This is a genomic window from Sphingopyxis sp. OAS728 (genome assembly GCF_014873485.1).
Lineage (GTDB): Bacteria > Pseudomonadota > Alphaproteobacteria > Sphingomonadales > Sphingomonadaceae > Sphingopyxis.
The window spans coordinates 1485695-1509050 of record NZ_JADBDT010000001.1 but is presented as its reverse complement, the minus strand read 5'-3'; the positions used below and the strand labels follow the sequence as shown (position 1 = coordinate 1509050).

Sequence of the window (23356 nt, the reverse complement as noted above, 5' to 3'; positions counted from 1 at the left end):
CGTCGCAATTGCACGAAAAAGATGCGATTCGAGGAGAGATAGGCGATGGGCCGCGATGTTTCGGACCTTTTCACATTCGACGAATTCCTGACCCATTGGGCCGCCGAGCGCCCCGACCGGGTCGCGATGCGCGAGGAAGATCGCGTTTATTCCTATGCCAGTCTCGATGACCATACGGCGCGCGCGGCCTCGGCCCTGCTCGCGGCGGGGTTGCAGAAGGGCGATCGCATCGCGTGGATCGGCAAGAACAGCGACCTCTATTTCACGCTGTTTTTTGGTGCAGCACGCGCGGGCATCGTGATGGCGCCGATCGGCTGGCGCCTGTCGCCGGCCGAATGGGCGTTCATCGTCAACGACACGCAGGCGAAGATGGTGTTCGGCGGGCCGGGGTTCGATACGCTCGCCGACCAGCTCGCCGGGAAATTGCAGCATGACCCGGCGATCGTCACTGCCGCCGAAGCCTATGCGATGATCGACGCGGCGCCGCGCGTGCCGTTCGAGCCGTCGGGCGCGAACGATGCGGTGCTCCAGCTTTATACCTCGGGCACGACCGGAAACCCCAAGGGCGCGGTGCTCTCGAACCGCAACCTCTTTGCGCTCCGCAAACATTCGAACAGCCTCGACCTGCCCTATACCAAATGGGAGGATGACGAGGCGGTACTGGTCGCAATGCCATGCGCACATATCGGCGGCACCGGGCTCGGCATCATGGCACTTGCCGCGGGCCTGCCCGGCGTGATCCTCGCCGAATTCAATCCCGACGGCGTGTTCGACGCGGTCGAAAAGCATGGCGTGACGCGTTTCTTCATCGTTCCCGCGGCGCTGCAGATGCTGTTGATGCATCCGCGCTGCGCGACCGTCGACTACAGCCGGCTCAAATATATCCTCTACGGCGCCGCGCCGATCCCGCTCGACCTGCTGCGCCAGTGCATCAAGATGTTCGGCGCGCAGTTCATCCAAGCCTATGGCATGACCGAAACAACCGGCACGATTTCGATGCTGCCCCCCGAAGATCATGATCCGGAAGGCAACAAGCGCATGCGCTCGGCGGGCAAGCCGCTGCCGGGGGTCGAAATCCGCGTCGTCGACGGCGATGGCGCACCGCTTCCGCAGGGCGAGGTGGGCGAGGTCGTCACGCGCTCGTCGAACAATATGCTTGGATATTGGAACCTGCCCGATGCGACCGCGCGGACGATGACCGACGACGGCTGGATCCGCACGGGCGACGCCGGTTACCTCGACGAGGATGGCTATCTCTATATCCACGACCGGATGAAGGATATGATCATCACCGGCGGTGAAAATGTCTATCCGGCCGAGGTCGAAAGCGCGATCTTCGGCCATCCCGCGGTGCAGGAGGTCGCGGTGTTCGGCGTTCCGGATCAGAAATGGGGCGAGACGGTGAAGGCGGTGGTCGTCGCCAAGCCCGGGGCGAGTGTTGACGAAGCCGACATCATCGCTTGGGCGCGCGAGCGCATCGCGCCGTTCAAATGCCCGCGCAGTATCGACGTGATCGACGCGCTGCCGCGCAACGCCAGCGGCAAGATTTTGCGCAAAGACCTGCGTGCGCCCTATTGGGAGGGGTATGAGCGGATGGTCAATTGATGGCCGGTTTCGACCGATTGCAGACATCAAGCCCCTCCCCTTCAGGGGAGGGGTTGGGGTGGGGGCCGTCGGCCTTGCGCAACGCCGCTTGACCCCACCCGCTGCGACTAGAGGACAAGTCCGCAAGTCTCGCTGCCCTCCCCTGAAGGAGAGGGCCTGATGCTGTTCATACGACCGCTTCCCACCCCATAGCCGCTGTAAGATAAGAACGGTCCCCAATCTCTCACCGTGAGAATCTGAAAGCCAACCTCTCCGGCGCAGCATAAATTCTCCCCACATTCGGCCTTTCAAGCGACCTTACACCCCGAAAGGCCGATGAATTTTCCTTGTTGTTGCAACCCATGCACGAGGAACATGGAGGGCTCCACCAGCTGGTGGGGCCCTTTTGTGTCAGGCGGCGGCTTTCTGCCGCGCGCGGGCGCGCCGGAAGCCTTCGCGCGCCGTGCAGCGGCCAAGCCACGCCTTCGTCGCATCGCCCAGCACATCGTCGGCGCCCAATGTCGTCGCAAGGAAGGCGGCATAGCCGACCACGATGTCGGCGATGGTGAAGCGCCCCGCCACCAGCCATTCGCGCCCGTCGCCCAGCGCCGCCTCGATGCTCTTCGCACGGCCGCCGAAGAAGGCTTTATAGTCATCCACCGCCTGCGCCAGCCGCCGCTCCTCGGGCTCGACGCGCGTGTAGCGGATCATGATCGCAAGCGGGAAGGTGAGGGTCGCGTCGCTGCGGTGAAGCCAGTTGCGCCACGCCCAATAATCATCCTCGTCGCGGCGAAGCTCGAGCGGCGTCCCCTCCGCGATACGCTCGCAGATCGCGGCGGACTCGGTCATCAGCTGCCCGTCCTCGACCCAGCCGGGAATCGTCATCAGCGGATTCACCGCGCGATAGTCGGGCTCGAACGCGCGCGGCGGGAATTTGAGCAGCCTGAGGTCGACGTCGATCCCAGCCTCTTCGACCGCCCACAGGCAGCGCAGCGAGCGGGCGTCGGGGCAGTGGTACAATATCGGGCGCGTCATGCGGCAACCTCCTTCGGTCGGTCGATGTGGCGGCGATGCTCGCGCCAGGCGATGAACAGGCCCGACGCGATGATGAGCGGGGCGCCGACCCAGGTTGTATCCGCGGGCAGCGTCCCGAAGAACCACCAGCCCGCGGCAATCGCCCACAGCAAGCTCGAATAGTCCATTGGGATCACGACCGATACGGGCGCGAGGCGCAGCGCCCCGGTCAGCGACATCTGGACGACGGCGCCGAGAAAGCCGAGTCCGATCAAGAGCAACCATTCATGGCCGTCATGCGGGGTGATAACGAAGGGCAGGGCGATGCCGAGCGGGATCATCGACAAGAGGCTGAACCAGAAGACGATCGTTCCCGCATTTTCGGTACGCCCAAGGTCGCGCACGGCGATGGTGATCAGTGCAGTCATGATCGCGCCGGTCAGCGCGACGACCGTGCCGAGACCATGCGTCCCGCCGAACCCGCCCGCAAAGTTCGAAATCGGATCGAGCACGACGAGGACGCCGACGAAGCCGACGATCACCGCGCTCCACCGTTGCCAGCCCGTCGCCTCGCCGAGCAGCAGCGCGGCGAAGATCACGGCAAAGATCGGCACCGACAGGCTGATCGTCGTCGCTTCGGCCATCGGCAGCAGGATCATCGCGCCGAAATTGCATGCCATGCCGGTGAGGCCCATCATCATGCGCCGGGCATGCGCGCCGATGCGCCGCGTCTTGAGTGACGACAGGCCGCTGGTCGCCATCACCCAGATGAGTAGGAAGGGCAGGACCAGCGCCTGTCGCCAGAACAGGCTCTCGACGATATGGATGCCCACAGCGTCGATATATTTGACCAGCACGAACATCAGCGAAAGGCTGACCATCGCGAGCAACCGGAGCCCGATACCACCCAGATAATTCTGCGGGGCGGCGGGGGATGGGGCGGGGGACGGCGCGGCGTTCATGCGAAATTGCGCATATCAGGCCCGTCCGGTCGCGCAACCCGTGATCCCTCTTGCCCCGCCCCCGCAATCCGGCTAGTGGCGCACTCCGGCCTAGGGGTATAGCTCAGTTGGTAGAGCATCGGTCTCCAAAACCGAGGGTCGTAGGTTCGAGTCCTACTGCCCCTGCCAGGCCGGTGTCCCGAGGGGACCCAGAGACGCCCAGAGCGTCCTACCAAAAAACAAGGAAATCAGCGGGTTAACGCTTGCGAAAGTCCCAGCCCGTCCCAACTGCCCCCCTTGCAGCCCAACCCCTTTTTTGTCATTTTTGGGGTAGGAAATCGGGTCCTACCCCAGTTTTTTGGGGTAGGAGATTCGAGCCGGTTTCACCATCGTGTGGAGACAGGTTCATGCTCACCAACGTCGCACTGAAGGCGCTCAAGCCGGACGCCAAGCGATACAAGAAGGCCGACGGCGGCGGCCTCTTCATTTTTGTCGAGGCCAATGGCTCGAAGCTCTGGCGCTTCGCCTATCGCCATGACGGCAAAGCCAAGCTTCTCTCGGGCGGGCGTTTCCCCCAGACCTCGCTCGCCGACGCCCGCGCGTGGCGCGACAAGATGAAGCACCAGCTGGCCCTCGGTCTCGATCCGTCGGAAGAACGGCGGAAAGAGGCAGCGGTCGTGCCGGTTGCCGCGGGCAGCACCTTCGAGGAGGTCGCACGCGAGTGGCTTGAGGCGCGTATCCTCTCGTGGGTCCCCAAATATGCCTCGCGTATCGTAACCCGCCTTGAGAGCGACGTGTTTCCGGCGGTCGGCAACAAGGACATCGCCGCGATCACCCCGCGCGAGATGCTCGACATCTTCCGCAGCATCCAGGCGCGCGGGTCCTTCGAGACCGCCCACCGGATCAAGAATTATTGCAGCGAGGTCTTCCGTTACGCGATCCCCGATGGGCGCTGCGACAGCGATCCCTGCCGCGATCTCAGCCCCGCGATGGCCAAGAAGAAGCCGGTACGCCACCGGTCCAAGATCGCGGCCAAAGACCTCCCGGACTTCTACGTAAAGTTCAACGCCGATACCGGCGAGCGCCTCAGCCACCTCGCGCTTCGCTGGACGATCGTGACGATGGTGCGCACCTCGGAAACCCGCTTCGCGGAGTTTGCAGAGTTTGAGGACATGGAAGGCGATAATCCGATGTGGCGCATCTCGCCCGAGCGGATGAAGATGCGGAGCGAGCATCTGGTGCCGCTGCCGCGTCAGGCCGTCGCGCTGTATCACGAGATCCTGGAGCTGAACGTCTATCGCGCAGCTGGCAATATGCGGCTTGGCCGCTACCTCTTCCCCGTCCCAATCTCGAAATCGCTGGTGATCAGCGAGAACCGCATGCTCGACATCATGTACCGCATGGGTCTGCGCGGGAAGGCGACCGTCCACGGCTTTCGCGGCCTCGCGAGCACCGTGCTTAACGAGAGCGGCCTGTTTGAGCCCGACTGGATCGAGATGCAGCTCGCGCACCAGCCGCAGGGGGTGCGGGGAGTTTATAATTCGGCCCGCTATCTCGCGCATCGAAGACCTATGATGCAGTGGTGGGCCGACTATCTCGACAGCGCCGAAGCGAAGGGCGTTGCATAAGCATCGGCCGTTGCATGGACACGAAGACGTCTGTGCTGCTGGTTCGAATTCAGCCCTGTCCACCACCGCTCAAACTCGCAAAGGTGAGTTTGGAGGAGGAGAGCATGACGGCCCAGACTAGAAGCGGGGTGGCAAGCCCAAGCTTGGCGGCGGCTGGCAGGAAGAGCAGGATAAGCTACCGCCTCTGCGTTCGGATCCGGCGCCAACGAGCAAAAAGGCCCCGCGGAGGGAGCGAGGCCTTTTCGTTCTCGTAAGCAAGCTCAAGAGAAAGCCCCATCGGCCCTTCAGGCGGTCGCCAGCCTGAAGGCGTCAGGGAGACGATTCTCAAATCGTCGGGCCGAAGCTCGGCCTTCGTTCGGGAGTCGGGATACGCGAGCTTCGGCTGCCTGAACAATAGCTCACGCCTCGAAAAGTTCCGCGAGCGAACCGGGTCGGGCGCCCCGAGGAGCGCCGGCATGTGCCCGGCCAGGACGGAGAACGGCAAGCCGCCGATCAGTCTTACGCGTCGTCCCGCTCGCGGCCGGACAGGAAATAGGCGCGCACATCATATGCGACATGGCCCACCTTTCCGACGGCAGCCCGCAGCCTTTCCTCGCTAACGCCGAGGCGCTTCGCCCAACCTTGAACCTCGTGCGGCTGCGTCAGGCTGACCCGTTCGCGGTCGACCGAACGACCCTTCTTTTTCGAAACGGTCATCGCCTTATTCCTCTATGACCAAGCCGTCTTTATGGCGCACGCAGCGCCGGGCCGCCTGGCACAACGTCGATGGCATTCTCATTCCTGGCGTCCGAAAGACGGGGCGGTGACCCAACCGCCTGTGCAGGATGCGCCTGCTATGCGCCAATAGCCCTCGCTCTCGCGCGCGAGTTCGCACAGCGGTTCGCCGTCGGCAAGGAGGATCGCCCTGCGTCCCTCCCGTTCAGCGCTCGCGACGCCGAGCGCCACCGCCGGGCTCGTCGCATCGAACTCGACGCGCTTATCGAGGCCAAGCCCGTCATCTTTATATCGTAACGTGAAGGTCGGCATCGGCGTCGTGCGCTCAATAGGCCGGCGGGTCGCTGGCCGGGAAGGATTCGTCTCCTGCCTGGTCGACGCGCTCCCACGGGCGGCGGACGTCATCTCGCATACCATCGGGACCCGCCGAGCGCGTCTGATCGAAATTTTCGGGATGCGTTTCTCCGTCGGAAAATGCCGCGCTGTGACGGTCCGCCTTTGCGGGCGGGGCGGGGCGGCGGGTGAAATAGAAAAGTGCGCCGAGCGTCGCCGCTCCGACAATTTTTCGACCTATTCCCATATCGAGTCTCCGTTGACCCCCCACCGCAGTAACGGACGGGCGGGTCCGGAGTTGCCTGTCGCCCTGCTGTAATTCCGGTAGCATGCGCCATCACACGGCACGCTCGTTCCAAGGCAATTCTTGGCAGGGACGCGTGCGTGGTGGAACCGCCGGCGGTTCCGAAGCGTCGCATGGGAGAGGGGCAGGCAAACGCGTGCAAGCAAGGAGCCGCTGATGATCGACGAACAGGACGCCCATACCGAACAGCCGAGCCTCGATGGCCGGCGCGCCATCATCACCGGAGGCACGACCGGCATCGGACGCGCTATTGCGGTGCTTTTGGCGAGTTATGGCGTACGCGTATTCATATGCGGCCGCACCCCCGAGCATCTCGACGACGCACTGAAGCGCATCGACGAAGTCGGCGAGGGCGACGGCATCAACGTCGACCTCTCCATCGCCGAGGATGTCGACCGCTTTTTCGAGGCGGCCGAGGCCTATCTTGGCGGGATCGACATCGCGATCGTCAACGCGGCGGTGCCCGCTGCGGCACTCGCCGACAGCGGCGAAAGCGAGACCCGCTATCAGCTCGACACCGATCTTACCGCCTATCTGATCTGCGCCCAGGAAGCGGCGCGCCGCATGGAGGCGGGAAGCGACATCATCTTCATCGGTTCGATGTCGGCGGTATCCAAAAAACCGGGAAGTTCGATCTATGTTGCGGCGAAATCAGGCATTCAGGGCTTCGCGCAGTCGTTTCGGCAAGAGCTTGCCGAGGAGGATATCAAGGTCGGCCTGATCGAGCCCGGCTTCACTGGGGCGGATTTCCAATATCCCGAATTCCCGCCCGAAAAGCAGCGCGAGCTGATCAACGCGCACAAGATGCTGCGCGCGGAAGATATCGCAGCGGCGACGCATTTCATGCTTAGCCAGCCACGGCGCACGGCAGTCTCCCTGATGCGGGTCGAGACGCGGCTCGAGCATCCCTGACGGGGTCAGCGCATTCCGGCAGCGCGGATGCGAAAAAAGCGCTGCCGGACGCGGATCTCGCGCACGAGGCCGGCCGGGAGGTCGGTCAGCGCCTTGAGTCCGGTTACCGTCGAGAAATTGTGGATCGAGCCGCGCGTTTCCTTCACCAGCTGGCGCAGCACCTCTTCGCGGCTCGCCTCGCCCGTCTCCTCAACATGGCCAAGGCGGTGCAGCGCATAAAGCCCGAGCAGCGCCGACAGCAGGAAATAAAAGTCCCAGCTGCCAAGGCGAACCGACAGATAGGTGAAGACGCCGTCCGGGTTGGTCCAACGGCCGACGAGTTCGAGTTGCCGCGCCGCGAAAAAGTCGGCGAGCGCGCCGCCGAGGATCGGCGCGCTCCCCGCCGCGACCGCGGTCACCACCGCACTTGCGGCGAGATAGGATGCCGCCTCGCCGCGCGGCGACAGCTTGAGCGCGATATTGGCGGTCGCGAGCGTGACGCCGGCGACAGCGCCGCCCATCAGAATGTGCAGCGCGCCAAGCCAGACGAGGCGAAAAGCGTCGTCTTCAAACTGCGACGCCCCCGCCATCGCCACGATGCAAGCGATATAAGCCGGCGCGGCGACAAGCAGGACCGACTTGTTCGCAAAGCGATCGGCCAGGGCGCCCCAGCCGCGTAGCGCAAACGCATTGGCAAGCTGGCTGGCGATCGAGAGACCCATCACGACTGTCATGTCATATCCGAGCTGCCGGACGAGATAGACGGTGAAAAAGGGCGTCGCGAAGTTGATGGCGAACTGCCAGGTACCCAGAAAGGCGATCAACCGCGCGAAATTGCGGTCGCGGAAGGGCATGCGAAGCTGTTCGAGAAGGTGCAGGCTCCTCTCGGCCGGTCGGGGCATCTGTGGTTCGGGGATGCGGGCCACGATCCATGCACTGGCAAGCCCGGCAGCGCAACCGGTGGCGTAGAGCGCCGCGAAGCTCCAGTCGCGCGCCGCGCCGCCCGCGGGCGTCAACTCGAGTGCCGCGGCCGCCGCAACACCGGCGATCAGCGTCGTCAGCGTAGCGAAAAAGGTGCGCCGCGCGAAGATGCGGCCCATCCGCTCTTCGGGAGCCAGATCCCGCAGCCAGCTGTTCCACGCGCAGCCGCCCACCGCGCCCAGCGCGCAAAGGACGAACGTCGCGGCGACCATGATCGGAAGGCCGAGTGCGCCGGCGAATGGCGCCAGCGCCATCACGCCGAGCATCGTCCGCCCGAAGATGCTCGAAAACACCGCGATCCGTTTTCTCTGGCGCAAACGGCTCACGAGCGCGATCGCCGGTACCTGCGCCAGCTGGGTCAGGAAGGGGATCGCGGCAAGCAGTCCGATCGTCGCATTGTTTGCGCCGAGATGGAGGGCAAAAGCCGTGAGCACGACGCCCGTCGTGAGCGCCGCCGTCGTATTCGAGAAGAGCGCTTCGACGACAAGCCGCCGCAATCCGGTTTCGAGATCATCTTCGCTTATCTTGGCTTGCGGCGCCAGCATTGCGGGTCCTTCCTCACCGAGCACCGTCGGTCGTGTCACGCCCCGGAGGCGGGCCTGACCCTACGGCCTGTTGCGGCGCGATTCGCGCCGGGGGCTATTTGTGGCAGGCGACAAGTGCCGCGATGACGGCGCGTGTCTCTTCGGGATCGCGCACGCGGACGGTGTCGAGCCCGATCTCCTTTGCGAGATAATCATTTCCACCAGGGAAGATCGCATCGCCAATGAACAGCATCGCGTCGAGTGCAATGCCGCTGGTCTCGGCGAGCTTTTTCAGACCATAGCCCTTGTCGACGCCCGCGCGGGTGACATCGATCGACGTCGCGCCGCCCATGTTGATCGACAGGCCGGCAAGCCGGGATTTGAGATCGGCCTGGATGATCTTTCGCTTCGCGAAATCGGGATCCCAGACCTCCTTGGCGTGTACCGGAGCCTGTTGGCCAAGCGCCGAGAAGGTAATCTGGCTGCCGCGATCCTCGATCCGCTCTCCCCAGGTTTCTTCCGGCACGAAACCGGTTGCCTCAAGCGACGCGTCGAAAGCGTTCAGGATCTCGCGCTTCTGCTCGTCGTCGAAAAGCTCGGCATAGACCGGGCGCCATTCACCATTTGCATGCGTGTACAGCTTCGTTCCCGTTGTCGGCATAAGCCAGAGCCGGGCGCGGTCGGCGCGCTCGGGGAGGCGGCTCGCAACCTGCTTGTCGAATTGCGGCCAGTCGCCTCCCGAGATCACCGCCACGTCAATCACCTCGAGCAGATCGGCCAACGCTTCGGCCATTTCGGGTGGCAGCGGCTGCTTGCTTTCTGCCAAGGTGCCATCAAGGTCGAATGCCACGAGTTGCTTCATCGATTGGTCTTCCCTTTTTTTAGTGCCGTAGAACGCAGGCTGTGCGGTCCGGCCATCAGTGTCGTGGATCATGGGATGCGGCAGCGCGCGGCGTGCGCCGCGAGCTGCCGGTTGGATTACTGCCGGGCGAGCGCGGCGGCGCGAACGTCCTGCGAGCGCGCCAGCGGCATGACGAGAATATCGTCTCCGTCGACGATGACGGCGACATCTTCCATTCCGACGAGCGACACGCGCTTGCCTTCGGCGCGTACGAGACAGCCGCGGCTGTCGAGCGCGAACAGGTCGCCAGCGCAGGCATTGCCCGCCTCGTCGCAGCCGGCGAGCGCGTGCACAGCTTGCCAGCTGCCGAGATCGGACCAGCCCATCGCGACGGGAACGACCGCGACACGGTCATGCTTTTCCATCACCGCATAGTCGATCGAGTCCGATGGCGCGGCCTCGAAAGCGGTGCGGTCGGCAAGGAGCGTGTCGCCATTCTCCGCGCCCTTGGCGAACCCGGCCTCCGCCGCCTCGAAAATTGCGGGGCAGTGCGTCAGCATGGCGGCGCGCATCGCGCCGGCGCGAAAAAGGAATATCCCGGCGTTCCAGCTGTAGCCGCCTTCGGCGAGCATCGCTTCCGCATCCTTCAGCGGCGGCTTTTCGATGAAGCGGCGGACCGCGAAGGCCGAGTCGCCGATCGGCGCGCCGCTCGCAATATATCCGAAGCCGGTGTCGGGCCGCTCGGGCTCGATGCCGAAAGTGACGAGCCAGTCTTCGCGCGCCAGCGACGCTGCTTGACCGATGGCGCGATGAAAGGCTGCAACGTCGGTGATGATATGGTCGCTCGGCATCACGAGAAGAAGCGCGTCCGGGCTGGCGCCCGCGACCGCAAGCGCCACCGCGGCTGCCGTGTTGCGGGGAGCCGGCTCGACGATGAGGCGCGGCGCATGATCTCCCGACTGCGCGCGAACCATGGCGACATGCTGCGTCCCGCAAATGACGAGCGGCCGGCCGAACCCGGGTCCGGCAACACGCGCAAGCGTGCGCGCGAACAAGCTTTCCTCGCCGAGAATGTCGAGGAACTGCTTGGCGCGCGCGCCGCGGGAAGCGGGCCAGAGGCGCGTTCCCGCGCCGCCGCAGAGGATCACGGGCTGGATGGACGGCGTCATCGGTCAGCTCGCAAGGCCAGCGCGGGCGGCACCCCGATCCGCGCTCGTCGCCGAGGGCACGGCATCGCGCCAGAATATGTCGGCCATCGTCCGGTGCGCCAGGTGGAACGCAAGGATCGACTCGGCGCCGCTGTTCCGGTTCACACCGCGCGGCGTGAGTCCGTCGAGGCAACGGCCGGACCGGGTGTCTCCCAGCAAGGCGCCGCGGTCGTTCTGCCCCAGAAACCAGGCATAGGCCGTCTCGGCATATTCCCGCCAGCGTCTTCCTCCGCTTCCGCTATAGGCCGTGCCGCACGCGGCAACCGTAGCCCACGCCTCGAGCGGCTGCTGATCGAACGGCAATACCTCCCCGGCGCGGCTGAAGCTCTCCGAGCCGACCGGACGAAAATGTCCCTCGGGAGCCGTCTGCATCGAGGCGAGCCAGTCGAGCGCCTCGAGCCCGGCTTCCTCCAGTGGAAGCGAGGGGAGGCGGCGCCCGGCCCGGATCAGCGCCTCGGGAAGCCGCGCATTGTCGTACGCCAGTCCGGCTTCGAACCACTCCCAGCCGGCCCGGCTTCCTGCCTTCCAAAGCGCGCCCAGAAAGGCGCCGCCGCGCTCGATGAGCGCGCGAGCGCGGGCGTTGGAGGGATTCGCCGCGAGCAATGCGTCGGCACCAAGAATAGCGAACGCAATCGCGCGCGGGCTTTTGAAGCCTTCCGTTATGCCCGCTGTCCGGTCGAACCACTCGGCCGCCCAGCTTCGCATCGCTCCCGAGCGCGCCCGGCCGGCGGCATGGCCCAGCGCCCAGAGCGTTCGGCCATTGCTGTCCTCCGATCCCGCCTCCTCGAGCCAGCTTCGGTCATAGCCCATGAAATTGCGGAAAAGGCCCCGGTCGGGGTTCCAGGCGTGCTGGATGAAGCTTGCAAAGCCGAGGGCGCGCTGTTCCGCCTCCTGCTGCGTGCGGCCTGGCAGGCTGTGCACCAGCATCAGCGCCCGCGCATTGTCGTCGATGCAATAGCCGTGCCGGCGATCGGGCACCAGATGGATGGCGTGCTGCATCATGCCGACGTCGTCGCACATGGCCCAGACGCCTTCGAGCGATGGCGCGCGCCGCATGTCGGAGACGCTTTCGGCCTTCACCGCGACCTCGCGGACGAGCTCGGCGCATTGACGGGCGATCACGCCCCATCGCGTAAGGCGGCCGCGCGCATAGGCTCGCCGCTGCAGCGCGCGCCGCTCCTCGGGCACCGCGAGCAGCAGGAGCACCGCCTCGGCGATCGCCTCGCTGTCGGCATCGGGGAGCAGAATGCCCACGTCATCGCGGAGCAGTTCGCGCGCGTGCACGAAGGGGGTCGACACCACTGCGCGCCCGAGCGCGACTGCATAGGCGAGTGTCCCCGAGGTGATCTGCTGGAGATTCGGATAGGGGGCGAGATAGATGTCGCACAGTTCGATCTGCTCGAGCAGTTCGTCGGTATTGAGAAAACGATCTTCCCAGGCGATATTGGCGGCCACCCCGAGGCTTTCGGCGAGCGCCTTGAGACTGTCGCGATAGGCCTCGCCCTCGCGCGCGATCAGATTGGGGTGCGTTGCGCCGACAATGCGGTACATGATATCGGGGTAGTGGACGGCAACAGCCGGGAGGGCGCGGATCGCGGCCTCGAGCCCCTTGCCGGGGCCGATCAGGCCGAACGTCGACAGCACGGGCCGCGCGGCGATCCCGAGCGCTTCGCGCAGCGGGCTGATCTCGACGAAGGAGCGGTCTGGGGTGCCATGCTCGATATGCTCGATCTGGCCGGGGTCGGCGCCATAGACCTCCACCAGCGTCGAGCGGCCAAAGTCGCTCATCACGACGAGCTTTGCAGCGCGCGCGACGAGGCGGTCCATCACATGGCGCTGCTCGGGGCTCGGCTCCGCCAGCACCGTATGCAAGGTTATGATGAGCGGCGCGGCAATGCGATCGACGAAATCGAGGACCAGGCTCCCGGCAGCCCCGCCGAATATTCCGAACTCGTGCTGGAGCCACACTGCGCTCGCGCCGCTCCGATTGATCGCCTCGGCGGCGCGGCGATAGCTCTCGGCATTAGTTTCGGCGATGGTCTGAACGATCGCCGGGTCGCTTGGCGCGTCGGCGCCTGCGCACATCGCGTAAATGTCAACGGAAAGGTCAGGTGCCGCGAGACGCAGATGGTCGTAGGTATCGGCGGTAAAGGTCGCGATGCCGCAGCGCCGCGGCCGGAAGCAACCGATGAGCGCAAGGCGCGCGGGCGCGACAGGTGCGCCGAACGCGGTAGTCGGATCGGCTCTGAAGGAGAGGCCTTCATCGTCTTCGGTCTGGCGAAAGAAGCGGTCATTGCCGTCGTGCTTCATAGAAACCCCGTTTGTTCGGGCTCCGGCCGTGGCGCGCGCGCATCGACCCGCTCGCGCACAAGGCGCAGAGCGTCGTCTTCGGGCAACTGCCGAAGCCGGAGCGGGTTGGAGATAGCTGTCTAACGCCGAAACCCATCGCGAGTTGCAACGCCTGCTTGTGAAAAATTGCAGCCGGCGACGCCTCATGGGCGAGCGCCCGCGCTGTGGCGGGACGCAGTAGTCAGCCAGTGGCCAGGCCGGACAAGGCGAGGGCAAAGACACCGCCGAACAGCCGAAAAGGGCGTACTTGCGGCGGGCTGCGCTGCTGCGGAGACCGCTTGCAACTTTAGGCGTCGAGAGCGGTTGGATGGTCAAGGCGCCGGCACGGGGCCGGCACCATTCAATCAGCAAAAGGATATTCACGATGTCTGATAACAAGAATGTCGCGACCCTGAACTCGCTCATTGCCACGACGCTCGACAGTGTGGATGGATACCGAAAGGCAGCCGACGAAGCGAATGCGGCGCAGTTCAGGGACCTGTTTCTCAGCCGCGCCAACGAGCGTCAGGCGATCGTCGCCGATTTCCAGGCCCAGGTCCGCACTCTCGGTGGCAACCCGGAAGATGACGGCACGGTCCTCGCGTCCGCGCATCGCGCCTTCCTGGGACTGCGCGACCTGTTGACCGGCGAGCGCGACGACAGCGCGGTCATTGCGGAGGTCGAACGCGGCGAAGATCATATCAAGTCGAAGTTCGAGACGGCGCTACAGGAAACCGATCTCGATCCTGCCGTTCGTCAGCTGATCGAGGCGAGCTATTCGTCCGTCCGTAGCGGCCACGATCAGATGTCGGCGCTCAAACATGGGCTAGACGCTAACTGAATCGCCGCGCGCGCGGGTGACCGCATGTCACCAAGGCGGCCCTCGCATCGCCGGGGCCGCCTTCTTGGTGCGGGCATACTTCGCATCAACTTGGTAATGTCCCGGATCGGGCACGCACTGGCCGGGCACTGCAGCCATGACTCTTCGCAGCCGCGCCGATCACGGCGGCGATTTGTCCGCAAATCCGGTAACTTGGCACAAGGAGCGGGAACCGGCGACCTTCCGCAGCCGTTAGCGGGATCGGCCACCCGGGAGCGGCAAGCTCGTCTTCGAAAGGAGTATTTCAGTGAGCGGGAAGATTGCGAAAGGCGAAGCGCACGAAGTCAGCGAAGTCAGCGGTCCGCTACTCGACTTTCGCGGCGCCCTGCGCGCTGGAGCGAAGCGTGTCGCGACCTTTTCGTTTGGAAACCTGTCGGTGGAGGTGTCGATCGTCGGGAGCGCGCTGTTCGCCTTCGCGCGGCGCGCGGAAGGCGGCGGGCTCGCGCTGCGCGCAGCGACCTGGTCGGGCGAGGGCGACGTCCAGCTGGTCGCGCCGCGGGAAGGGGAGGCGGCACGGTTTCGGATCACGGCGGACGCAGGCGACTATCTCGTGGCATTCAGCGCGGCGGCCGACGCCTTCGATCTGCTGCGGTGTAAGACGCATTTTACGCCCGCGCGTTCGCTCTACCTGCCCTTCGTTCCGCGCGATCTGTTCGTGCTCGATGCCCGCGACGATCCGCTGGGCGCCCGGGGGCGTGTGATTGCCTCGCAGCGAGGACTGAACGCCGGCCTCGTCTATTTCCATAGCGATGACGGCGGGGTGGGAACGGCTCTATATTTTCAGAATCTGACCGCGCTCAACCCCTATTTCGCAGCCACCGGTACCAAGCCCGAGGACGCGGTGGGCGGTATATGGCCCGAGCTCGGCTATCTTGTGCCCGTGCCGGCGGAGGGAGGCGCCGCCGCGGAACCCCTGCCGCCAGGACGCGAGGTTCCGCTGTCGGACGCCATTCTTGTCCTGCGGCCAGGCGCGCCTTCGGACGAGCGCCAGAGCGCGCGGTATTTTCTGCAGATGCTTGCCGCGGCATACCGCGAGATCGAAGCGCCGCGGACGGACTTTCGCGACTGGCCGGGGCGCGCCGAGCGCACCCTGCGCGATCTCGATCGGGCGCCGGAGGCAACGGTCGCCCATTATGGCCATCGCTACGTCCATCCTTACACCGCGGCCGAATATCCCGATTCCATGGTCCAGATGTCGATCATCTCCGCTCTTTGCGATTGGGGAAAATGGTCGGGCGAGCCCCATCCGCTCGAGGCGGAATTCCTTGCCGGGATGAATCGTTTCTACGACCGCGAGCTGGGGACGCTGCGGCGCTACCTGCCGAACGTCGGAGCGGACAAGGATGCCGACGCCGTCGACAGCTGGTATCTCTATCACCCTCTCCTTAACCTCGCGAAGCTGGCGCTCGGCGGCAACCCGAAGGCGCGCGCGCTGTTTCTCGATTCGATCGATTTTGCGATCAAGGTGGCTCACCATTTCGACTATCAGTGGCCGATCCAGTTCAAGGTGACCGATTTCTCGGTGATCACCGCCGCGGCAGGCGCCGATGGGCGAGGCCAGACCGATGTCGGCGGCTTCTATGCCATGGTCATGCTGCGCGCGTTCGAGCTGACCGACGACAAGCGCTACCTTGACGAGGCGCGCGCGGCGATTGACGCGGCGATCGGACTCGGCTTCGCGCTGAACTATCAGGCCAATCTCACGGCGTGGGGCGCGGTTGCATGCATGCGGCTGTGGCGGATCACGAACCGTAAGGTCTATCTGGAACAAAGTTACGTCTATCTGGCCAGCTTCTTCCATAACTGCGAGATCTGGGAAAGCGAGATCGGGCTCGCGGTTCATTACCGTAATTTCATGGGCGTCACCTGCCTGCAGGATGCGCCTTATATGGCGATGTACGAATGTTTCGAAGCCTTCGCGGCGTTCGACGAATATCTGGCGGCGGGGGGCCCCGAACTCGACCCGGCCGCACGCCTGCTCGTAAGCGAGTACTGCCGCTACGCCCTCGACCGCGCCTGGTATTATTATCCCGATGCGCTGCCGCGCGACGCAATTTCGAGCGAACAACGCGCGCCCAATGGGCACGTCGACCGCGCATTGAACTTTCCGCTCGAGGATCTCTACCCCGACGGACAGCCGGCGGGGCAAGTCGGGCAGGAAGTCTATGGCGCGGGAGCGGCGTTCGTGTTCGCGACGCGCGGTTTCCACCGGATCGAGGGAGCGCCGTTCCTGCTCGCCGCGGACCATTTCATCCGCGTTGTCGAACCGGTCGGCGAGCGCCGTCTGGTCATTCAGCTCGACGGCGAACATGACTGTTTTGCGCGGCTCAGCATCGTGCGGCAGAAACGCAAGAGGCTTCCACCCGTCCGCCTTTCGCCGGTTCGCGGCGCCCCCTGCGAGCACCACGCCCAGAACGTTGACCGCATCGATTTCCGCGTCGCGGCCAATGCGCGCTATATCCTGAGCTGGTAGTTGCATAGGGGAACCCCGAAAGCGGGGCGTGCCTCGGACTTTTATCATTCCGCTTGCGGCGTTGAGCCCCAGGGACGATCGCCTTTCGTCGCGGCATGGCACGCCCTCGTCGCAAGATGGCCTGCGCAATTCCGTCCAGCAATTTTCAGCGATTATCCGCGGGGAAACCTTCGGCATGGATTTTCGTTTCAGCAGGACAGGCAAAAGGAAAATTGTCATGTCCCGATCATTCGCCGCCATTATCGCCTCCGCCCGGGCGTGCGCCCGCGCCCGCGGAGGCGGCTCATGAGCGCGGGCCCGCCCAACGCAGCCCATATCGCTGCGCTGAAGCAGGCGCTGCGCGGAACCGACCTCCGGATCGCCACGGCAGAAAGCTGTACGGGCGGGCAACTCGCCGCGGTGTTCGCGGGCGATACCGAGCTCGGACCCAGCCTCGAGCGCGGATATGTTGCCTACTCGCTCGATGCGAAGTGCGACATGCTCGGAGTGGACCGTGCCGATGCGGAGCGATGCGAGGCGGTCAATCCCGAGGTGGCCCGCGCGATGGCCGACGGAGCCCTCGAGCAGGGCCGGGCCGACATCGCGGTTTCTGTCACCGGCTTTTGCGGGCCGCAGCAGGCCGACGAAGAGGTAGGCCTGGTCTATGTCGCGACGGCCGCACGCGACGGGGTCGAAATCGAAGAGCATCATTTTGGCGATATCGGCCGGCCGGCGGTTCTCGAAGCCGCGGTGGGCGTTGCCCTCGCCATGCTTGCCGATGCGGCCCGACGGTTACGCGAGCGCGAGGCCTGACTGGATTTGCGCAGAGGCTCGGTCGCTCTCCCGAGCAACGGGCGGCGCTGAATTTGCAGCCGGCCGCGGCGCGCCGGCATTGCAAGCCAGTCTCGGGCGCCGGTCGTCGGGGCGAATTTCCTTCCCGGCGCTTCGAATGCACTAATCCGGATCGGCCGCGGCAAGCGGACGGGTGGCCGGCCCGTTGAGCACGGCGCCGTCCGGGGCGAACTGCGAACCGTGACAGGGGCAATCCCAGCACATCTCGAGGCTGTTCCAGTGAACCAGGCATCCGGCGTGGGTGCACACGGCCGAGCGCTGCGATAGCGTGCCGTCCTCCCCGCGGTACACCGCGAGCTTGTGAAGCCCCTTGCGAATGATGGCGCCCTCGCCGGGCGACAGATCGTCTTCGGAAGCGACTTCGCCGGGCCCGAGATATTCCGCGAAATTTTTCGCAGCGCCCAGCTGGCCTTCGATGAAATTTGCCAGCGAAGGGCGCGACGTGACCGGTTTGCGCGACGGCTCGAACAGCGCTGCGAACGGCGCGGGCTCACCGCTGATCAGCGCCGCGATGGTCAGCGCGCCGGCAACCCCGTTGGTGATGCCTTGTCCCGAATCGCCGCTGTGAATGTAGATATTGTCGTTCCCCGGGTTGCGGCCGCTGAAGGGCATGAAGTCGATCGGCTCGAGCACCTGCCCCGACCAGCGATATTGCGGCTCGCCAAAGGCCGGGAAGCGCTCGCGCGTCCAGCGCTCGAGCGCATCGAACCGTTCGTTCATGTCGTCTGCCTCGCCGGTGCGATGATCCTCGCCGCCCACGATGAGCAGGTCCCGGTCGTTGCCAAGGGGTTGCAGGCGGACATAATGATAGGCCTCGAGCGTGTCCCAGTAGAGCGCGTCGGTCACCGAGCCCGCAGGGACCGCCCCGGCGATCGCATAGCTACGCATCGGCGTCTGTTTGGTGTGGATCGCAACCCGATCGTTGACCGGCGAGTTGGTCGCAAACACCGCCGCCGCGGCGTGGATTCGGAACCCGGCCTCGGTCTCGATCTCGACCTTGCCGTCGGTCTCTTCGTCGCCGACATAAGCGGTATCAGGAAAGAGGTGGCCGCCCCCGTGCCGGACCGCGCGGGCGAGCGCGGCGAGATAGCGCCCGGGATGGATGCGGGCCTGGTCCGCGAAGCGGATCGTGCGGCCCGTGTCGAAGGCCGCGATCGGAGCGCTGTCCTCCCAGCTTACCGGGATGCCAAGCTGCGCGCAGCAGGCGAACTCTTCTTCGAGATCGGCCTCGTCATCCGGATGGGCGGGAAAGAGATAGCCATCGACGCGGGCGAAATCGGCGTCGGCATTCTCCGCTGCGCAAATCGCTTCGATCCGGTCGATCGCCGCTGCCTGGCTCCGGAAATAGCTTCGCGCCGAATCCTCACCGTGCACCTTGACCAGCTCGGAGTAGTAATCGTCGAGCGCCGAGGCGAGATGCGATGTCGTGCGCGCCGTCATCCCGCCCCCGATCGCGCCGCGGTCGATCACGACGACCGATTTACCGCGTTGAACGAGCTCGTAAGCCGTCGACAGCCCGGCGATGCCCGAGCCGATAATGACGACATCACATGCGACGTCGTTCTTGAGAGTACCGTCATGTGCGATCTCCGTCTCGCTCATCCAGCAGGAGCGGCTTCGTTCGTCGAGGCTGTTCATCATGTTTCTCCTTTCAATTTTTCGGCGCGGCGTCGTCGAGCGGGCCGGCTCGCAGGGCGGTCGCGCGCGCATCCGCCAGTTCGCGGATCGCCAGCGCGGTCACCGCGCCCCAGACGAGGTGTGCCGCAATCATCAAGGCGTTCCGCCGCGGCGGATGACGATGCGCGGGTTCGAGGATCCGGGCCGCGGGTACCCAGCCAAAGTAGCTGGCGGCCCATATACCCACCCCCGCGAGTGCGCCGCGTTTCACACCAATCTCGGGGGCGGACGCTGCTATGAGCGCCCCCGCCGCAGCGCCGTAGAGATGGTGCGCGGCGGTTGCGGCGTCCTGGATCGCGTCGTCTTTTTCAAGACGCGGAAGTGTCCGTTCGATTATTTCGCGGGGCGGCAGCGGATATTGCTCGGCCGGAGGCAGGCGCTTGTGCATCCGGCTCATGGCGGCGGTCATCGCGACGGTTGCGGCCACTCCCGCAATCGCGCCGAGCAGCAGCCGGCTCGCCAGGGGAAGAGTATCTCTTGGTCCTTGTTCCATATCGCCTCGCGTCGGTTGATGTCCTCCCGCAAGCACGCGCGCGCCGCCTTCGCGTTCCGCCCGGAGCGTCAGACGATTTCGATTCGCGCCGCGTCTCAAGATGGCGCGTGCAAAAAGATCAGATCACTCGCCGAGGAACGAAGCAGCTCTCGAACTAACGCACAGGATAGTTAAAGTCGCGACGCGGAGCCCGGGTTGCATATGTCGAGCCCGATCGACGCGCGGGCGGTCGCCGCCCAATCTTTATCGTCGTTCGAAGCGCCACGACCGTCCGTCGGCGCGGGCGCGGCGCCCCGCCTGACGCGCGGCTGTTCGGAAAATGTCTCACGTGCAGGAACATGTTCGCGCACCGGGCGCTTTGGGGAGATGGCGGCGCAACAATTCGACAGGGGATCGCCGCGGGCGAACGACATATCGGAGGCGCCGGCCGCGACGACGGCCGGAGACGCGAGCGGCGGCGCGCGCGCGCCGAAATCTTCAGCGCCGCTGGGCTACGCCGCGCTCGGGCTTGGTGATGATAATGTCGCATCGACCGCCTGCCAGATCCATGCATATCTCGAACAAGGCAATGTCCTGTTCCTCGCCGACGATGACCGGCAGGCTGAAGCGCTCGCGCGCGCCGTCGAGGCACTCGGCACTGCGGCGAGCGTCATTTTCATCCCTTCGAGCGACGCCCTGCCCGGCGAGGACGCTCCGGCGTCGCCTGCCAACATCGGGCAACGCGTCGCCGCGCTTCGCGCGCTACGTGGCGCCGCCGAGGAAAAGGGGCGCCACACCTGCTGCATCCTGAGCGGCGAGGCGGCCGCGCAGCCTTATTCGCCGCCGGACGCGTTCGAAACCGCGCCGCCGACGCTGAAGGTTGGCGACGCGCTTGACACGGTGGCCTTCGCTGAGATGGTCGAAGCCCTCGGTTATGTCAGCGACGAACGCGTCGACGAGCCAGGGGAGGTCGCCATCCGCGGCCATGTCGTCGACCTTTTCCCGGCCGATGCCGGGCTTCCATTCCGTATCGAACTCGCCGACGGTCATATCGCAGCAATCCGCAGCTTTCGCGCGGACACCCAGTTGATGGTCGAGGATGTCCCCTGCATCGCCATAGGCCGGGCAAGCGAGCCCCCGCTCGATACCGCGACCTCGATCCTCGCGCATCTGCGTCCCGGGTTCCTCATGCTGACGCCCAAGGCCGACGGGCGGCGCCGTCGGTACATTGCGCTGGCTCGTGACGCCGCGGCGCGGCGAGGCGGCGCTCTGGACGCGATCGACGATGCCGGCTGGAAGGCAGGTCTGGCCGCCTGGCGCGACCGAAGTGCGGATGCGATTGGTCATGGCGTGTTGCCGCGGTTCGCCGAGTCGCGTTCGCCGCTTTCCGCCTTTGCCCGGTTCGCGGCGCCGTTGCTCGAAGACAGGGCCATGCTGCTTATCGGCTCGGAACGCGATCTGCGCTTCTTGCGGCCGCGGCTTGCAAAGCGGCTCGGCATCGCTGTCGAGCCGGTCGCCGACTTCGGCGCGGCGCTCGCGCTGCCAAAGGGTAGCATCGGCTCACTGGTCGTGCCCGCTGATCGCGGCTTCATTGGCCCGAAACTCCTCGTGGTAGCGGCCGCGGACCTGCTCGGCAGCCGCGCGATTCTCGACCCGGGCGATGCAATCCGGCCCGACGCCCTGTCTTTGGAGCATTCGGACGTCCGCGTCGGCGACCTTGTGATCCACGAGGATCATGGCGTCGCGCGTATCGAAGGGCTTGAACTGGCCCCGGGCGAGTCCGGCGGCGAGATGATTGCGCTGGGCTTCTCCGGGGGCGCCAGGCGTCTTGTCGCGGTAGCCGACGCCGGGCGTATCTGGCGTTACGGGGCCGACGCCGACGCGGTCGCGCTCGACAAGCTCGACGGAAGCGGTTGGCCGAAACGCCGCGCCGCGATCAGCGCCGCGGTCGAGGACGTTGCGGCAGGCCTCACGACGCTCGCGGCCGAGCGCGAGCGCATCAAGGCCCCCGTGCTCGACCCCGACCCAGCGCGCTATGAACGATTTGTCGGCGGCTTCGCCTTCAACGAAACCGCCGACCAGGAGCGAAGCTTTGCCGCTGTTCGCCAGGATCTTACAAGCGGCAAGCCGATGGATCGTCTCGTGATTGGCGACGTCGGCTTTGGGAAGACCGAAGTCGCGCTACGCGCGGCGGCGATGGCGGCGATCGCCGGCTATCAGGTCATCGTCGCGGCACCGACGACCGTCCTCGTCCGGCAGCATCTTGCCTTGTTCGCCAAAAGATTCGCTTCGATCGGCGTCACGGTAGCGGGTCTCTCTCGGCTGTCGAGCGCGGCCGAGAAGAGCGCGGTCAAGGCGGGCCTCGCCGACGGAAGCATCGACATCGTCATCGGCACGGGCGCCGTCATGGGCAAGTCGGTCGTCTACCGGCGCCTTGGACTGGTGATCATCGACGAGGAGCAGAAATTCGGCGCCGCCGACAAGGCGCGGCTTCGCCGGGATGCTTCGGTGCACCAGCTCTCGATGAGCGCAACGCCGATTCCGCGCACGCTGCAAATGGCGCTGACCGGCCTCCGCCAGGTTTCGCTCATTGCCACGGCCCCCGCCCGCCGCCGGCCAGTGCGCACCAGCCTCGACAGTTTCGATGCCACGCGGATCAGGACGCTACTGATGCGCGAGCATGGACGGCGCGGCCAGAGCTTCGTCGTCGTGCCGAGGATCGAAGATATGGGCGCGCTTGCCGACAAACTTCGCCGGGCGGTGCCCGAACTCGCGATCGTCGAGGTCCATGGCAAGCTGCCGGCGAAGGAGGCCGACGCCATCATGGTCGATTTCGCCGATGGCAAGGGCGATATCCTGCTTGCCACAAATATCATCGAGGCCGGGCTCGATATCCCGCGGGCCAACACCATGGTGGTGTGGCGCGCCGACCGGTTCGGGCTCGCGCAGCTGCACCAGCTTCGCGGCCGCGTCGGGCGCGGTGCACGGCGCGGCCAGATGGTGCTGCTGACCGACGAGGGCGCGAAGATCGCCGAATCGACATGGAAACGGCTGCGGACCCTGGCTGCGCTCGATCAGCTCGGCGCGGGCTTCGAGATCAGTGCCAGCGATCTTGACGCGCGCGGCGGCGGCGATCTACTCGGCGACACGCAGGCCGGCCACGTCAAATTGATTGGCGCCCATTTGTACCAGCATCTTCTGGGGCAAGCGCTCGAGCGCGCCCGCGGCGACGCGGACGACGACTGGACGCCGGAGCTGAATGTGGGCGGAGCCGGAATGATTCCGCACGAATGGGTGCCTGACGTGAATGTCCGATTGCCACTCTATATGCGGCTCGCACGCCTCGCATCCGAACCCGAGATCGACGCGTTCGAGGAAGAACTCGCCGACCGCTTCGGCCCGCTGCCGCCGCCGGCCGAGCAACTCCTTCTGCACGTTCGATGGCGCGCGATGGCCCGCGCCGCGCGCATTGCGCGGATCGACGCGGGCAAGGCCGGGATCGCGTTGACGCCGCGAGGAGACTTCGCGGGCGACCCGGCCGCTCACGGGCTTCGCAAGAGAGCGGGGCGCTGGGTTCTGCAGGGCGATTTTGGCGCGGACGGCGCGGCTCGTGTGCAGGCGCTTCTGGAAGCGCTGTCTTTCTGAACCGGTACCGTCGTGTTTCCGGGACCCATCCGGCCGCGGCTGCCGTATTCGGACCTTGCCAGGGCCGGCAAGACATCGCCTTGGCTG

18 protein-coding genes and 1 tRNA gene are annotated in these 23356 nt (G+C 65.5%); 8 read left to right on the top strand and 11 right to left on the bottom strand.

What is annotated here, in order from left to right; translation table 11 throughout:
- Positions 1 to 45 precede the first annotated feature (45 nt).
- Positions 46 to 1605, top strand: coding sequence for a fatty acid--CoA ligase (locus GGC65_RS07060; RefSeq protein ID WP_192646501.1), 1560 nt, complete (start codon positions 46 to 48; stop codon positions 1603 to 1605).
- 390 nt (positions 1606 to 1995) lie between these two features.
- On the opposite strand, the gene GGC65_RS07055 is transcribed toward GGC65_RS07060, so the two are convergent.
- Together GGC65_RS07055 and GGC65_RS07050 are read right to left on the bottom strand one after the other, a co-directional pair.
- Positions 1996 to 2619: a glutathione S-transferase family protein gene (locus GGC65_RS07055; RefSeq protein WP_192646500.1), complete on the bottom strand. Its 624-nt coding sequence runs from the start codon at positions 2617 to 2619 to the stop codon at positions 1996 to 1998.
- Entirely contained in the window at positions 2616 to 3560 is a 945-nt protein-coding gene (locus GGC65_RS07050) for a DMT family transporter (protein WP_192646499.1), read from the bottom strand. Before GGC65_RS07050 ends, GGC65_RS07055 begins: the two co-directional genes overlap by 4 nt.
- Positions 3561 to 3652: 92 nt before the next feature.
- Between GGC65_RS07050 and GGC65_RS07045 the strand changes: the two genes are divergently transcribed.
- Together GGC65_RS07045 and GGC65_RS07040 are read left to right on the top strand one after the other, a co-directional pair.
- Positions 3653 to 3728 (top strand) — tRNA-Trp (locus GGC65_RS07045).
- 218 nt (positions 3729 to 3946) lie between these two features.
- On the top strand, positions 3947 to 5167 hold the full coding sequence (locus GGC65_RS07040; RefSeq protein WP_192646498.1) for a tyrosine-type recombinase/integrase: 1221 nt from the start codon (positions 3947 to 3949) through the stop codon (positions 5165 to 5167).
- Between the two features lie 498 nt (positions 5168 to 5665).
- Here the strand turns inward: GGC65_RS07040 and GGC65_RS07035 are convergent, their stop codons facing one another.
- The 3 genes from GGC65_RS07035 to GGC65_RS07025 form a co-directional block, all read right to left on the bottom strand.
- Entirely contained in the window at positions 5666 to 5863 is a 198-nt protein-coding gene (locus GGC65_RS07035; RefSeq protein WP_192646497.1) for a DUF3606 domain-containing protein, read from the bottom strand.
- A 78-nt stretch (positions 5864 to 5941) separates the two neighbouring features.
- The gene (locus GGC65_RS07030; protein WP_192646496.1) at positions 5942 to 6193 is read right to left on the bottom strand and encodes a hypothetical protein; all 252 of its coding nucleotides are present in this window, start codon (positions 6191 to 6193) and stop codon (positions 5942 to 5944) included.
- 13 nt (positions 6194 to 6206) lie between these two features.
- Entirely contained in the window at positions 6207 to 6461 is a 255-nt protein-coding gene (locus GGC65_RS07025) for a hypothetical protein (protein ID WP_192646495.1), read from the bottom strand.
- Positions 6462 to 6674: 213 nt separating this feature from the next.
- On the opposite strand from GGC65_RS07025, the gene GGC65_RS07020 reads away from it, so the two are divergent.
- Complete coding sequence (locus GGC65_RS07020) at positions 6675 to 7430, top strand: SDR family oxidoreductase (protein ID WP_192646494.1); 756 nt, start codon at positions 6675 to 6677, stop codon at positions 7428 to 7430.
- A 5-nt stretch (positions 7431 to 7435) separates the two neighbouring features.
- Here the strand turns inward: GGC65_RS07020 and GGC65_RS07015 are convergent, their stop codons facing one another.
- The 4 genes from GGC65_RS07015 to GGC65_RS07000 form a co-directional block, all read right to left on the bottom strand.
- Positions 7436 to 8935, bottom strand: a complete 1500-nt coding sequence (locus tag GGC65_RS07015; RefSeq protein ID WP_192646493.1) for an MFS transporter — start codon at positions 8933 to 8935, stop codon at positions 7436 to 7438.
- Positions 8936 to 9029: 94 nt separating this feature from the next.
- A complete protein-coding gene (locus GGC65_RS07010; RefSeq protein WP_192646492.1) occupies positions 9030 to 9776 on the bottom strand; it encodes an HAD-IIB family hydrolase in 747 nt (248 codons plus the stop codon).
- 116 nt (positions 9777 to 9892) lie between these two features.
- Positions 9893 to 10924 carry a mannose-1-phosphate guanylyltransferase gene (locus tag GGC65_RS07005; protein ID WP_192646491.1) on the bottom strand — a complete coding sequence of 344 codons (1032 nt, stop codon included), beginning with the start codon at positions 10922 to 10924 and terminating at the stop codon, positions 9893 to 9895.
- Between the two features lie 3 nt (positions 10925 to 10927).
- On the bottom strand, positions 10928 to 13273 hold the full coding sequence (locus tag GGC65_RS07000) for a glycosyltransferase family 4 protein (protein ID WP_192646490.1): 2346 nt from the start codon (positions 13271 to 13273) through the stop codon (positions 10928 to 10930).
- 346 nt (positions 13274 to 13619) lie between these two features.
- Between GGC65_RS07000 and GGC65_RS06995 the strand changes: the two genes are divergently transcribed.
- From GGC65_RS06995 to GGC65_RS06985, 3 genes are all read left to right on the top strand, one after another.
- Positions 13620 to 14132: a PA2169 family four-helix-bundle protein gene (locus tag GGC65_RS06995; RefSeq protein WP_225940715.1), complete on the top strand. Its 513-nt coding sequence runs from the start codon at positions 13620 to 13622 to the stop codon at positions 14130 to 14132.
- A gap of 286 nt (positions 14133 to 14418) precedes the next feature.
- Positions 14419 to 16644 (top strand): hypothetical protein, encoded by a 2226-nt coding sequence (locus GGC65_RS06990; RefSeq protein ID WP_318780132.1) that lies wholly within the window; start codon positions 14419 to 14421, stop codon positions 16642 to 16644.
- A gap of 285 nt (positions 16645 to 16929) precedes the next feature.
- Positions 16930 to 17436, top strand: a complete 507-nt coding sequence (locus GGC65_RS06985) for a CinA family protein (RefSeq protein WP_192646489.1) — start codon at positions 16930 to 16932, stop codon at positions 17434 to 17436.
- A 141-nt stretch (positions 17437 to 17577) separates the two neighbouring features.
- On the opposite strand, the gene GGC65_RS06980 is transcribed toward GGC65_RS06985, so the two are convergent.
- Together GGC65_RS06980 and GGC65_RS06975 are read right to left on the bottom strand one after the other, a co-directional pair.
- The gene (locus GGC65_RS06980; RefSeq protein WP_192646488.1) at positions 17578 to 19113 is read right to left on the bottom strand and encodes an FAD-dependent oxidoreductase; all 1536 of its coding nucleotides are present in this window, start codon (positions 19111 to 19113) and stop codon (positions 17578 to 17580) included.
- A 13-nt stretch (positions 19114 to 19126) separates the two neighbouring features.
- The gene (locus GGC65_RS06975) at positions 19127 to 19645 is read right to left on the bottom strand and encodes a hypothetical protein (RefSeq protein ID WP_192646487.1); all 519 of its coding nucleotides are present in this window, start codon (positions 19643 to 19645) and stop codon (positions 19127 to 19129) included.
- A gap of 366 nt (positions 19646 to 20011) precedes the next feature.
- Here GGC65_RS06975 and GGC65_RS06970 point away from each other — a divergent pair, with 366 nt between their 5' ends.
- Positions 20012 to 23269, top strand: a complete 3258-nt coding sequence (locus GGC65_RS06970) for a helicase-related protein (RefSeq protein WP_192646486.1) — start codon at positions 20012 to 20014, stop codon at positions 23267 to 23269.
- The last annotated feature ends 87 nt before the right edge of the window (positions 23270 to 23356 follow it).

What these genes read in the sequence shown, in the direction of transcription:
- GGC65_RS07060 (WP_192646501.1), top strand. Translation starts at nt 46, where the DNA reads ATGGGCCGCGATGTTTCGGACCTTTTCACATTCGACGAATTCCTGACC.
- GGC65_RS07055 (WP_192646500.1), bottom strand. Translation starts at nt 2,619, where the DNA reads ATGACGCGCCCGATATTGTACCACTGCCCCGACGCCCGCTCGCTGCGC.
- GGC65_RS07050 (WP_192646499.1), bottom strand. Translation starts at nt 3,560, where the DNA reads ATGAACGCCGCGCCGTCCCCCGCCCCATCCCCCGCCGCCCCGCAGAAT.
- GGC65_RS07040 (WP_192646498.1), top strand. Translation starts at nt 3,947, where the DNA reads ATGCTCACCAACGTCGCACTGAAGGCGCTCAAGCCGGACGCCAAGCGA.
- GGC65_RS07035 (WP_192646497.1), bottom strand. Translation starts at nt 5,863, where the DNA reads ATGACCGTTTCGAAAAAGAAGGGTCGTTCGGTCGACCGCGAACGGGTC.
- GGC65_RS07030 (WP_192646496.1), bottom strand. Translation starts at nt 6,193, where the DNA reads ATGCCGACCTTCACGTTACGATATAAAGATGACGGGCTTGGCCTCGAT.
- GGC65_RS07025 (WP_192646495.1), bottom strand. Translation starts at nt 6,461, where the DNA reads ATGGGAATAGGTCGAAAAATTGTCGGAGCGGCGACGCTCGGCGCACTT.
- GGC65_RS07020 (WP_192646494.1), top strand. Translation starts at nt 6,675, where the DNA reads ATGATCGACGAACAGGACGCCCATACCGAACAGCCGAGCCTCGATGGC.
- GGC65_RS07015 (WP_192646493.1), bottom strand. Translation starts at nt 8,935, where the DNA reads ATGCTGGCGCCGCAAGCCAAGATAAGCGAAGATGATCTCGAAACCGGA.
- GGC65_RS07010 (WP_192646492.1), bottom strand. Translation starts at nt 9,776, where the DNA reads ATGAAGCAACTCGTGGCATTCGACCTTGATGGCACCTTGGCAGAAAGC.
- GGC65_RS07005 (WP_192646491.1), bottom strand. Translation starts at nt 10,924, where the DNA reads ATGACGCCGTCCATCCAGCCCGTGATCCTCTGCGGCGGCGCGGGAACG.
- GGC65_RS07000 (WP_192646490.1), bottom strand. Translation starts at nt 13,273, where the DNA reads ATGAAGCACGACGGCAATGACCGCTTCTTTCGCCAGACCGAAGACGAT.
- GGC65_RS06995 (WP_225940715.1), top strand. Translation starts at nt 13,620, where the DNA reads ATGGTCAAGGCGCCGGCACGGGGCCGGCACCATTCAATCAGCAAAAGG.
- GGC65_RS06985 (WP_192646489.1), top strand. Translation starts at nt 16,930, where the DNA reads ATGAGCGCGGGCCCGCCCAACGCAGCCCATATCGCTGCGCTGAAGCAG.
- GGC65_RS06980 (WP_192646488.1), bottom strand. Translation starts at nt 19,113, where the DNA reads ATGAACAGCCTCGACGAACGAAGCCGCTCCTGCTGGATGAGCGAGACG.
- GGC65_RS06975 (WP_192646487.1), bottom strand. Translation starts at nt 19,645, where the DNA reads ATGGAACAAGGACCAAGAGATACTCTTCCCCTGGCGAGCCGGCTGCTG.
- GGC65_RS06970 (WP_192646486.1), top strand. Translation starts at nt 20,012, where the DNA reads ATGGCGGCGCAACAATTCGACAGGGGATCGCCGCGGGCGAACGACATA.